Consider the following 11,411-nt stretch of genomic DNA (forward strand, 5'->3'; position numbering starts at 1 on the left):
TTAATTTTAAACGGCATAGCTCACTCTATTCCGTGTGGTTAATAGTAAAAGGAGAAAATTTAGGACGTATGAAACAATACAGGACAGACGAGATCCGAAACATTGCGATTATCGCGCATTCAGGAGCAGGCAAAACCTCACTCGTTGAAGCGATGCTTTTCAACGGGGGGGCTATTGAACGCATGGGGGCTGTTGATAGCGGAAATTCTGTAGCTGACTATGCCGCTGACGAGATAGAACGCAGAACCACCCTCAACTGTTCAGTCTGTATCGCAGAATGGGAAGGACATAAACTAAATCTGATTGATACCCCCGGTGCTGAAGATTTTTATGGGGACCTCCATAGTGTGCTCCGAGTTGTCGACGCTGTTATCGTCGTTGTTGATGCAACTACCGGTGTTGAAGGTGGAACGGAAAAGGTCTGGGAAGTTGCCGACAAGTATGAACTGCCACGCCTCGTCTTTATCAATAAAATGGATAAAGAGAACGCCAATTTTGAAGACGCACTCGCGAGTGTTGAAGAGATTTTAGAGACGCGCGCGGTTCCAATTCAACTGCCGATCGGTCAGGAGGACCAGTTCGCCGGTGTTGTTGATGTTATACAGATGGCTGCATATCTCGAACCCGATGGGAACAAACGTGCCGCAAAAGCTGAGATTCCAGCAGAATTGGAAGCCGAAGCCGAAGAGACACGCGAAGCACTCGTTGAAGTCGCCGCGGAAAGTGATGATGAACTCATTGAGAAGTTTTTTGAAGGCGAATTGACCGATGAAGAGATTCAAAACGGTCTACAGCTCGGCATTCTCCAGAATCAGTTTACACCCGTGCTTTGCGGTGCTGCGCTTAGCAACGTTGGTGTACAGCAGTTAATGGATGTGCTTGTGACAGGATGCCCGTCGCCTGTTGATGTCGGTCCCGTGGCAAGCGTTGAGGCTGAAGAAGAGACGCGCGACCCGTCGTCAGAGGCACCGATGTCTGCTGTCGTTTTTAAGTCGATTGCCGACCCGTTTGCGGGGCAACTCAGTTTTTTCCGCGTTTATTCGGGGATCTTGCAAGGCGATACGCAAGTCAGCAATTCGACGCGTGGACAGGTTGAGAGACTCGGGAAGACGGTCTTCATGAATGGTAAGGACGCGATTAGTACACCACAGGTAGAAGCAGGCGATATCGGGGCGATTACCAAACTCGCTGCCACCCAAACCGGCGACACCCTCTGCGATAGAGACGCACAAATCCAACTCGCAGGCGTTGAGTTCCCTAATTCCGTCATCTCCTACGCGATCCGCCCGACCCGTGAGGGTGATGATGAAAAACTTATGACATCCCTCACACGCATGTCCGAAGAAGACCCGGTGTTCAGGATTGAACGCAACGATGTTACCAAGCAACTCCTCGTCTCCGGACTCGGCGACTTGCACCTAACCATTAATCGTGAACGCATGAAGGATAAATTTGGTGTAGAGACGGCAGTTTTCCCACCGAAAGTGCCGTATCGGGAAACAATTCGTCGAAACGTCCAGAGTATCAATGGACGGCACAAACGCCAATCTGGTGGAAGAGGGCAGTTCGGCGACGTTTGGATTAATATCGCGCCCTTGCAACGCGGTGAGGGCTTTGAATTTGTCAACAACATCGTTGGTGGCTCGATTCCACGCAACTATATACCGGCTGTCGAAAAGGGCATCCGTGAGAGAATGGACAGGGGTTTACTGGCGGGGTACCCCGTCGTTGACATCCAGATTGACCTTTATGACGGTAAGCATCATCCTGTTGATTCTTCGGATATGGCGTTCCAGATTGCGGGTTCCATGGCTTTTGCTGCCGCTGCTGAACACGCAAATCCGGGGTTGCTTGAACCCATCATGAACGTCGCAATCACTGTGCCGGAGCAGTTCATGGGGAGTATTATTGGCGACTTGAATGGACGGCGCGGACAGGTGATGGGTGTCGAACAGATCGGAAGAAAGCAGGTAATTCAGGCGAACGTCCCGCTCTCGGAGATGCTCCGCTATTCGATTGATCTCAAGTCGATGACGAGCGCGCGCGGCAACTTCACGATGGAGTTCTCACACTACGAAGTTGCACCTGACGATGTCGCACAGAAAGTGATTGCCGAGTCAAAGGCGGAAGCGGAAGAGTAGGCTATAGCAACCTATTGCTGGCGAGGTTTCTGGGGATACACCCCACGGAATGCTATACGCACATTCCGTGTTGATTCGCAAAAATACCTCGCCTTTTTCTGCCGTTGTGGACGCGGATGGAGGTTTTCTTAGATGGCGTATAGCAATTGGACCTTAGAAACCGTAAAGAAAGCGTTTGACCTTGAAGAAATAAACGCTGCCGGCATTTTTGCTGATGCAGAACCGGTGGCTCCGAGCGCGCATCTCATCACAACGCTGGAACGGAACGTGCCGTTAGCTTTCGCTATGGGCACAGAGAAGGCAAAATCAGAACTGATTGTCTCTGCCGTTCTCGTTGAGCTCTGGGAGCACTTCAACCGCAGTATCAGTTTCTTTTCCGGGGTTGACTTTAATGTTGATGCCGAAAGTGGCTTGACGGGGGTTTGTGATTTTGTGGTAAGTCTGTCGCCATCCCAATTTCATCTGGAATCCCCAATCATCCTCCTTGTTGAAGCGAAAAGGGATAATTTGACAGCAGGGCTCGGACAGTGTGTTGCAGAGATGGTCGCCGCCCAACGCTTCAATGCCGAACAAGGGAACGAGGTTCCTTGCGTCTATGGTACTACCACATCAGGCATAGAGTGGGTATTCCTTAAGTTGGAGGGAAAGAAACTTCAACTTGATATGGCAGCCTACACAATTGAGCGGTGCGACAGAATTCTCGGTGTCCTTGCAAGCATGGTGGCACAAAAGGCATAAAGACAACGGGCGGATGACAACATCCGCCCGTTGTTAAAACCTGCTAACTGTCCAAATGGAAGATTGCCATCTTCAATTCGGTCATCTCTTCTATAGCATACTTCGGTCCTTCCTTACCCATACCGCTCTCTTTAACACCGCCATAAGGCATCAGATCCGCCCGCCACTGCGTACCCCAGTTCACCATTAGATTGCCAGATTCGACTTCACGGACGAACTTCATCGCCCAATCGACATTCTGCGTGAAGATGGCGGCACTCAGACCGTAATTCGTATCGTTGGCGAGCGCAATCGCCTCGTTGATGTCGTTGACTCGCGTCACACCGACAGCCGGTCCGAACACTTCATCACAAGAGATTTTCATCTCTGGTTTCACGTTGGCGAGGATCGCAGGTGTAACGAACTGGTCCTGCTTATCTCCACCTGTAAGGAGTTCGGCACCGTCCGAAACGGCTTCCTGAATCCATTCAGCGACACGGGTAGCATCTCCCTCTCGAATCATCGGCCCCATACGTGTCCCTTCTACGAGCGGATCACCAGTGCTGATTTGCGAGACTTCGGCTTGGAACGCATCTAAGAAATCGCCATAGATTTTTTCGTGTGCGATGACGCGTTGCGTTGAGATACAGACCTGTCCGGCGTTAGAGTAACCGGATGCCGCTGCAGCGCGTGCAACCTTTTCTGGGTCGGCATCGGGCATGACAATGAGCGGTGAATTTGAACCCAGTTCCATCGTAACCCGTTTCAATCCTGCGACGCGACAGATATGCTCGCCGACATCACGGCTGCCGGTAAAGGTAATCTTTCGGACGCGTGGGTCTGCACAGAGCGTATCGCCGATTTCGCCACCAGGTCCCGTCACACACTGAATCGCCTCAGGCGGCGTGCCGGCTTCTAAAAAGAGTTCGACGAGTTTCAGTGCTGAGAGCGGCGTGTCCGTTGCGGGTTTGATGATAATGGCGTTTCCACCAGCAATTGCGGGACCGGCTTTGTGGCAGACAAGGTGCAACGGGAAGTTAAACGGGCTGATACCCGCAACCACGCCACACGGCATGCGTACTGTAAAACCGAGTTTATCTTTAACGCCCGGCGCGCCTTCAAGCGGGATCGTTTCACCCGTGAGTCGTTTTGATTCCTCGGCAGAAAGGGCGATAATTTCGGAAGCGCGAGTCGCCTCAATCGTCGCCTCTGCTAAGATTTTCCCTTCTTCGCGGGTAATAACCTCAGCGAGTTCTCCCGCCTTTTCCACCATCAAGTCGGCGACTTTCCGCAGGATTTCGTAGCGTTCATAGCCGGTCAAGCCTGCCATGACTTTCGCGCCACGTTCTGCCGTCTGAATCGCGGTTTCGACATCGGCTGCGTCCCCTCTCGGAACGGTGTCAACAACCGAACCGTCGAAAGGACTCAGTACGTCAATTTTGTCGGATTTGTCAATCCATTCTCCACCTACGTGCATTTGCATAATGCGTTTTTCTCCATTTCCACTGCGGCACACGGATGTGCCTGATTTTTATAGAACTTGCACATTCCACCGGTAGGTGCGGTTTCTAACCGCACCGATCCTATGGTGGTAAGTGTCTTTATTGTCCGAAGATACATGTTTCAACGCAATTTTGCGTAAGTTCTGTTTTATTTTTGGGCTTTCAGCAAAGCCCAAGTTGTCGCCAATTTACCCGCTGCATCAACAGCGGCATAACCGGCTAATCCATCGTCCATAACGGCGTTGAGTTCATCTTCAGAGAGGGCTTCTGTGAAGACCTGAACGCCGCAAGTAATAAACACTTTCGTGTTGTTTTATGCTCCTTAAACGCGACAATTATCAAGCGCATCCTCGTCTAATTCAACGCCTAATCCGGGTTTATCTGGGACGGTTGCGTATCCGTCAACAAGCGGAATCGTCGAAGGCGTGACAAGATCAAAAGCCCGTAAGGCGTTCAGCGTAATCGCTGGCATGGTTGCGTTTGACATGACTGCAGCGAGATGCGTGACGTAGCAGGTCGTGATCCCGAGTCCGACGATCTGTATCCAAACCGGGAGGTGTGCAGCCTCTGAAATAGTTGCTTCCCGTATGGCGTTCGCAGCGCGCGAGTCGGGATAAGCGATAATAAACGAATCGTTCATTTTTGCCCGTATCGCTGCAATCGGGTCTGGATTACCGAAGTGGATTGTTATCGGTATATCGGTGTTTCGCTTGATTTCTTGGTAGCCAGCGATGTCTGCCTGCGGAATTGGGGTCTCAAACGACTCTATATTGTAATCTTGGAGTTGACGTGCGACTTCAAGCGTGTGTGCGGGTGTCTCAAAGGAGTCGTTTGCATCAACGCGGAGTCGGTAATCATCTGGCACAACCGCCGTAATCGCTGCGACTTGCGCAAGCACCTCAAACCAGGGACGGGCTTTGGTTTTATGGAGTCGGTAACCGAGCGCATACGCGTGTTGGGCTTCTGCTGCCCACGCTTCGGGTGTCATGTCGATCGACCAGTACCCGAACGCTGTTTTATCGTGAACTTTTTCGCCTAACAGTTGATGCACCGGTACACCAAGAGCCTTCCCCATGATGTCGTAAAATGCTTGTTGGAGCGGGGTCGGTGCCCAGCCGTTCATAAACGCAAACGGATCCCTACCGATATATCCCTGAATAACCGCATCTGATTGAAACGCGCCATCGCCGATCCCGATGAGTCCAGCGTCGGTGTGTACCTTGTAGACGTGGTCAATCTGATAAAGATTTCGGCGGGTCATCAATTCATTGATGCCTTCATGATACGGGACTTTCACTTTGATAACGTCGATTTGCGTAATCTTCATGTGTCCACCCCCGTCTTCTTATAGGGTTTTCGATGTTTTAAGAGTTACTCATCGCGCCGGATCCAACTGACAACATCTTCCGCTTCACCCGTTCCACCTTCAACGCCATCACTTCCGAAGGAGATAAGATCGTATCCGTATCGGTCGTGGTTACCCGGGCGGATATAGATATAAGCGTTGCCCCAGGGGTCTTCTGTAATCGGGATTTGGATGTAGGGTCCCAACCAGTTTATAGGATTCGGTGCCGCTTCGGGTTTCTCCCAGAGTGCCTTTAAACCTTGTTCGGTTGATGGATAATCGCCGTTATCTTTAGCGTACCTATCGAGGGCAATACCAAGCACTTCAATTTCCTCAGCAGCTTGTGCTTGTAGGGCGCGTCCCGCTTGTCCGAGCAGCCGAGGTGCTAAAAGGACGGCTGCAATAATTCCGAGGATGACGACGACGACCAGAATTTGTACGGACGTTAGTCCTGCTTGTTTAGAATCAATCGATTTCACACATTCCTCCACAATCTGCGCATGCACGCGTAAAAGATAGCCATCAGCTAACTGCTTGTAACGCTGACAATCGTTTTTTAAGTCTAACACATCCCTTGAATTGTGTCAATTTTATTTCTGGAGTCACCAGAGATGTGCAATAAAAACCTCTTGACATCCCGTATAATACACCATATAATAGTCCACTACAATGTAGCATAAACTTTTAGTTTGTGTGTTCTTTGTAGCACAAACTTTTAGTTTGTGCATATCATAGGAGGAACAAAAACATGATACATGATGTCCTAACGCGAATCATGTACGCCATAGGAGTGCTATTCATTATTGCGCTATTTGTGACCTCGGCTGAAGCCGTTGAAGAATTAATGGTTTCCCAACTCAACGGTGGTGTCCAGTATTGGTGGGAAGTTGAGGAATTCGAGGAACGAGATGAAGACGTATTCTTTCTCAATGATGAAAAGGGACACCTTGTTGATGACTTGAAGGGTGCCTCTGGCGATGCATACCTCGTGCATAATTCACCGAACCCACCAAATAACCTGCCTCCAGCAGAGGATGTCTTTTTTGTGAAGTATACAATTGACGGTATTGCTTCAGGGGGCACTTACTTTGTCTGGTCAAGGGTATCTTGGGATCGAAATCCAAGCGGTCGGGCTCACAACTCCTTCTTTGTTCAGGTGAATGGAACGCCTGACCTCGGAAAGTTCGATCGACACATCAACACACTTGGGGATGCGACTTGGCTCGACAAGTGGGATGACAACAACCCCTGGACATGGGCTGGGGACTCCGCACAACCACAGGCGTTGCAAGGGCAGGCAGGTGGCGGTCTCCAAAACGGTTGGAAAACGCGACTCGATGCTGGCGAGAATACGGTGACGATCTATCACCGTGAAGGTGGACTGAATGCCCAAACCATGTGTTCCGATGTGTTGATGGTCTCGACGGTCGATTTTATACCGACAGACGACGATTTCGCCCAAGCGGTACCACTGCCTGTCGAACCGAAGAATAAGCTGGCGACGGTTTGGGGGCGAATGAAAACTGGGAATTAGAGTAGATTTTAGAATTAATTTTACACTTTGCGTAAGTGCGATTTCATGAACATTAAGAATTTAAATCGGTAATTCCAATTTTCCCCAAACTCAGTAGGTGCGGTTTGTAACCGCTTTTCCCCAAACTCAGTAGGTGCGGTTTGTAACCGCACCGGACCTTACCGAATTATTTATTTAAACTTCATCTAACCGCACCTACCGGAGGGTGTTTGAGAAGGAAAGTGAACGTATGGCTACACCCAAGCGGGTGCTTGTTACAGGTGCGACGGGACAGATTGGTTACATGACATACAAACGGCTGGAGGAACAGCCAGAGAAGTACGATGCGTCCGCACTCGACTACAAACGCGAGCCGTCTGTGCGCGTTCCGGGGGCATGGACGCTTGAAATTCCTGATGAGAAATTCAGCCTGTGCGATATTTCTGATTTTGATCAGGTGCAACAAGCCGTTGAAGGTATGGACGTTGTCGCACATCTTGCCGCAGATCCGAGCGGAGAGAGTTGGGAGAGTTTGCTAAATAACAACATCATTGGGACTTACAATGTCTTTGAGGCGTGCAAAGTCGCCGGTGTTGGACGTATCGTCGCCGCCAGCAGTATTACCGTCTCACAGGGGCATCGCGATCAAGAGCCGTACAAGGCAATGGTGGAACGCCGACATGCCGACATACCCGACGATGTAGAGATGATTACGCCGGATATACCGGCAGAACCGAGAGGGCTATACGCTTCAACGAAAGTGTGGACGGAGTCTTTGGCGCGAACATACTCCCATCGTCATGGGATGTCGTGTATCTGTGTCCGCATCGGTCAAGTTGAACGGGATCGTCCGCGTCCCCCACAGGGTGCCGACATCTACGTGAGCCAACGCGATATTGTCCAGATATTCGAGCGGTGCATCAATGCTGAGGATAGTTTGCGATTTGAGATTTTCTACGGCATGTCAAACAACGATTTACGTTGGGTGGACATCTCGAATGCAAAGCGAAAGGTTGGGTTTGTCCCACGGGATCGAGCAGAAGATAGTCACGACTACGACGCGTAGGTAAGAATGCCTCTTGGTAGGAGCGAGCTGTGCTCGCGATCTCTAAGAATTACTAACGACCAAAATTGTAGCACAAACTGTTAGTTTGTGGCTTTGCTAACATCTGGAAGCCCGGATTTAGTCTGGGAATAGACGAAATCCATAGCGCAGGTCGCGTGTGGACTTGCGGGACAATGTATTACATTCTTGTTCGGGAGTGTTTAGGTGACTCGCGTCCCCAACAAGTTGGGGCATCCCGAAAGGTTACCGAAATGTCGCGAGCGGAGCTCGCTCCTACAGAAGAAACTATACACATAAAACAAATGGAGGAATTCGGGGATGGCGAAAACGGTTTGCATTGTTGGAACAATGGATACAAAAGGTGTAGAATTCGCATTCATTAAATCGCAGATAGAATCAGCCGGGGTATCAACGTGTGTTATCAATACAGGGATATTGGGCGAACCGCAATTAAACCCGGACGTTTCTGCAGATGAAGTCGCACAGGCAGGGGGTTCATCGCTACAAGCGTTGCGAGACGAAGGCGACCGCGGGAACAGTGTCGCTGTGATGGCGCAAGGTGCCGCCACGCTTGTTGCTGAGGGACACGCTGCAGGCGAAATTGATGGGATCATCTCGCTCGGCGGCTCCGCAGGGACGACCATCGGCACGACGGCGATGCAGGCGGTGCCTGTCGGTGTCCCGAAAATTATGGTCTCAACCTTGGCATCGGGTGATACGAGTCCGTATGTGCAGTCGAAAGATATTTGTATGATGTACTCTGTCGTAGATATTGCGGGCATCAACCGTTTGTCACGGCAGATTCTCGCCAACGCTGCTGGCGCGATTGTCGGGATGGTGAACGCCGAGGCACCCGCAGCAACAGCGGACAAACCGCTCATCGCAGCGACAATGTTCGGCGTGACGACCCCGTGTGTTACAAAGGCACGCGAAGTCCTTGAAGCCGCTGGCTATGAAGTGCTTGTTTTCCACGCAACCGGTACCGGTGGACAGGCGATGGAGGATCTTGTGAAAGGCGGATTCCTCGCCGGTGTGTTAGACGTAACGACGACAGAGCTCGCCGATGAATTGGTAGGCGGAGTCCTCAGTGCGGGGCCTGACCGATTGGAAGCCGCGGGAGAAACCGGAGTGCCGCAAGTCGTCGCGCCGGGAGCATTGGATATGGTGAACTTCGGTCCGCCGGATACGGTCCCAGAGCAATTCAGCGATCGGCTGTTCTATCAGCACAATCCGACGGTAACACTCATGCGGACGACGCCTGAAGAGACTGCCGAACTCGGACGGATTATGGCGCGTAAACTCAGTGAAGCAAAAGGGCCTACGACGGTTATAATTCCAACACGCGGTGTCTCGGCGATTGACCAAACCGGGCAGCCCTTTGATTCCCCTGAAGCGCGGGCGGCGTGGATTGAGAACCTAAAGGCACACATCGGAGACAATGTTACGGTTATTGAGATGGACGCGCACATCAATGACGATGAATTCGCAACCCAGCTCGCAGAGACGTTGTTGGCAAGTATACAATAAAGAGGAAACATAATGCCGAAAACCTATAGAACACTCACAGAATCAGACGTTAGTCACTTCATTGAGAAAGGACATGTTATTCTGAAAGGCTGCTTCTCACGCGAGTTAGCGGAAGAGTGGCGCGCCTTCGCTTTTAAGCGGCTCGGTTATGACCCCGACGATCCGACGACATGGGAACAACCCCGTGTGCATCTACCTTCCATGAATCGGGTGCTAATTGAGGATGTCGCACCGAGGGCTTATGATGCCATCTGTGATCTACTCGGCGGCGAAGACAGGATTACCAATTTTTGGAGCGACGCAAAGCCAGGATGGAGTGACGGCTTTATTATCAACTTCGGATTAGGGGCAGACCAACCGTGGCAACCGCCTTCCCCAGAAGTCGGGGGTTGGCATAAAGATGGCGATTTCTTCCGACACTTTCTCGATAGTCCAGAACAAGGGTTGCTGACGATTGTCGTCTGGTCGGACATTTATCCAAAAAGCGGTGGGACGTTTGTGGCGTGTGATTCAGTCCAGCATGTCGCACAACGACTCTATGAGCACCCAGAAGGGTTGTTACCGAGCGGTTTCGGGCAGCTCATTGGCAAATGCAAAGACTTTGTAGAAATTACGGGAGAAGCGGGAGATGTTGTGCTGCTACATCCGTTCATCTTGCACGCCGCTTCACAGAACCCTTCCGGTCGCGCCCGTTTCATCACCAACCCACCCGTTGCCCTCAAGGCGCCGATGAATTTCAACCGTGAGGATCCAGACGATTTCTCACCCGTGGAATTGGGAGTCCTGCACGGGTTAGGGAAAGACCGCCTCGATTTCAAGCCGACAGCACCACGGGAACGCCTCGTACCAGAGCGTCTCAAGCGTCAACAGAAGATGCTTGAAGAGCAGAAGAAACGACTGGAGCTGGAGGAATAGGGGTTTTGGGTTATATAAATTGACGGGCAATGAATGGTTTCCCTACTACAAACGGGAGATCGGTTCGTAGTAGTGCGATTTATCGCACGTTTACTTCATTGAGACGCTGCTTTTTGGGGGTCTTGTGATGTCGGTGAGAGTGTAGGTTGCTTTTTCCGTAAAGCAATGATTGATACAACCAAAGCACCAATAGCACAGATAGCTACCCCCCAGTCTTTTATTTTAGAAAAAGCGAGGCTGAGTCCACGCAGCTCTGCAATACTCGTTTCGACTGTCCGCAGCCGAGCGTCTAAACCGTCTATTTTTTTCTCAATTATAGCGATCTCTGCTTTGACTTCCTCTTTGACAACCAAGCGTATCTTGTCAAGGTCGGCATCCGTCAACTCACCCAAAGCAGGTACAGCAATCACAGAGAAGAGTATGGATAGCGCGAGTATCGTTTTCATAAGATATTCCAGTGCCAGTTTGTTTTATTCCGCTACCGCGGTGGAGTGAATTTTACCATAAATAGTATAGCAGATTCAAGAACACTTGGCAAGTTGTTTTTTCACATTCGGCAGTATCATTTCGCGATTCAGACAAACATCCCACAACCCCTCCACAATTATCAATCCCACGTAACTTACAACTTATAACTTACTAAAGTTTGGACTGTATTGTAAAGTTATGCTGCCTCGTCAAAAGG

11 protein-coding genes are annotated in these 11,411 nt (G+C 50.7%); 6 read left to right on the plus strand and 5 right to left on the minus strand.

Annotated elements, in window-relative coordinates; genetic code table 11:
• The first annotated feature begins 68 nt into the window (after positions 1-68).
• Together fusA and OXN25_05935 are read left to right on the plus strand one after the other, a co-directional pair.
• Complete coding sequence (fusA, locus tag OXN25_05930) at positions 69-2,141, plus strand: elongation factor G (GenBank protein MDE0424388.1); 2,073 nt, start codon at positions 69-71, stop codon at positions 2,139-2,141.
• A gap of 132 nt (positions 2,142-2,273) precedes the next feature.
• Positions 2,274-2,879 carry a hypothetical protein gene (locus OXN25_05935; GenBank protein ID MDE0424389.1) on the plus strand — a complete coding sequence of 202 codons (606 nt, stop codon included), beginning with the start codon at positions 2,274-2,276 and terminating at the stop codon, positions 2,877-2,879.
• A gap of 43 nt (positions 2,880-2,922) precedes the next feature.
• Here OXN25_05935 and OXN25_05940 read toward each other — a convergent pair whose 3' ends face one another.
• From OXN25_05940 to gspG, 4 genes are all read right to left on the minus strand, one after another.
• Positions 2,923-4,341 (minus strand): aldehyde dehydrogenase family protein, encoded by a 1,419-nt coding sequence (locus tag OXN25_05940; protein MDE0424390.1) that lies wholly within the window; start codon positions 4,339-4,341, stop codon positions 2,923-2,925.
• 167 nt (positions 4,342-4,508) lie between these two features.
• The gene (locus OXN25_05945; GenBank protein ID MDE0424391.1) at positions 4,509-4,661 is read right to left on the minus strand and encodes a hypothetical protein; all 153 of its coding nucleotides are present in this window, start codon (positions 4,659-4,661) and stop codon (positions 4,509-4,511) included.
• Positions 4,662-4,682: 21 nt separating this feature from the next.
• The gene (locus tag OXN25_05950; GenBank protein ID MDE0424392.1) at positions 4,683-5,687 is read right to left on the minus strand and encodes a hypothetical protein; all 1,005 of its coding nucleotides are present in this window, start codon (positions 5,685-5,687) and stop codon (positions 4,683-4,685) included.
• A 44-nt stretch (positions 5,688-5,731) separates the two neighbouring features.
• Positions 5,732-6,184, minus strand: a complete 453-nt coding sequence (gene gspG, locus OXN25_05955; protein ID MDE0424393.1) for a type II secretion system major pseudopilin GspG — start codon at positions 6,182-6,184, stop codon at positions 5,732-5,734.
• A 269-nt stretch (positions 6,185-6,453) separates the two neighbouring features.
• On the opposite strand from gspG, the gene OXN25_05960 reads away from it, so the two are divergent.
• The 4 genes from OXN25_05960 to OXN25_05975 all read left to right on the plus strand — a co-directional run bounded on the left by OXN25_05960 (position 6,454) and on the right by OXN25_05975 (position 10,726).
• The gene (locus OXN25_05960) at positions 6,454-7,239 is read left to right on the plus strand and encodes a hypothetical protein (protein MDE0424394.1); all 786 of its coding nucleotides are present in this window, start codon (positions 6,454-6,456) and stop codon (positions 7,237-7,239) included.
• A 229-nt stretch (positions 7,240-7,468) separates the two neighbouring features.
• The gene (locus tag OXN25_05965) at positions 7,469-8,284 is read left to right on the plus strand and encodes an NAD(P)-dependent oxidoreductase (protein MDE0424395.1); all 816 of its coding nucleotides are present in this window, start codon (positions 7,469-7,471) and stop codon (positions 8,282-8,284) included.
• Between the two features lie 318 nt (positions 8,285-8,602).
• Positions 8,603-9,811: a Tm-1-like ATP-binding domain-containing protein gene (locus OXN25_05970; GenBank protein ID MDE0424396.1), complete on the plus strand. Its 1,209-nt coding sequence runs from the start codon at positions 8,603-8,605 to the stop codon at positions 9,809-9,811.
• A gap of 12 nt (positions 9,812-9,823) precedes the next feature.
• Complete coding sequence (locus OXN25_05975) at positions 9,824-10,726, plus strand: phytanoyl-CoA dioxygenase family protein (protein ID MDE0424397.1); 903 nt, start codon at positions 9,824-9,826, stop codon at positions 10,724-10,726.
• 95 nt (positions 10,727-10,821) lie between these two features.
• Here the strand turns inward: OXN25_05975 and OXN25_05980 are convergent, their stop codons facing one another.
• Positions 10,822-11,172, minus strand: coding sequence for a hypothetical protein (locus tag OXN25_05980; protein ID MDE0424398.1), 351 nt, complete (start codon positions 11,170-11,172; stop codon positions 10,822-10,824).
• Positions 11,173-11,411: the final 239 nt, after the last annotated feature.

The sequence above is a fragment of the Candidatus Poribacteria bacterium genome, from assembly GCA_028820845.1.
In the GTDB taxonomy this organism is placed as follows: Bacteria; Poribacteria; WGA-4E; order WGA-4E; family WGA-3G; genus WGA-3G.

What these genes read in the sequence shown, in the direction of transcription:
- fusA (MDE0424388.1), top strand. Translation starts at nt 69, where the DNA reads ATGAAACAATACAGGACAGACGAGATCCGAAACATTGCGATTATCGCG.
- OXN25_05935 (MDE0424389.1), top strand. Translation starts at nt 2,274, where the DNA reads ATGGCGTATAGCAATTGGACCTTAGAAACCGTAAAGAAAGCGTTTGAC.
- OXN25_05940 (MDE0424390.1), bottom strand. Translation starts at nt 4,341, where the DNA reads ATGCAAATGCACGTAGGTGGAGAATGGATTGACAAATCCGACAAAATT.
- OXN25_05950 (MDE0424392.1), bottom strand. Translation starts at nt 5,687, where the DNA reads ATGAAGATTACGCAAATCGACGTTATCAAAGTGAAAGTCCCGTATCAT.
- OXN25_05960 (MDE0424394.1), top strand. Translation starts at nt 6,454, where the DNA reads ATGATACATGATGTCCTAACGCGAATCATGTACGCCATAGGAGTGCTA.
- OXN25_05965 (MDE0424395.1), top strand. Translation starts at nt 7,469, where the DNA reads ATGGCTACACCCAAGCGGGTGCTTGTTACAGGTGCGACGGGACAGATT.
- OXN25_05970 (MDE0424396.1), top strand. Translation starts at nt 8,603, where the DNA reads ATGGCGAAAACGGTTTGCATTGTTGGAACAATGGATACAAAAGGTGTA.
- OXN25_05975 (MDE0424397.1), top strand. Translation starts at nt 9,824, where the DNA reads ATGCCGAAAACCTATAGAACACTCACAGAATCAGACGTTAGTCACTTC.
- OXN25_05980 (MDE0424398.1), bottom strand. Translation starts at nt 11,172, where the DNA reads ATGAAAACGATACTCGCGCTATCCATACTCTTCTCTGTGATTGCTGTA.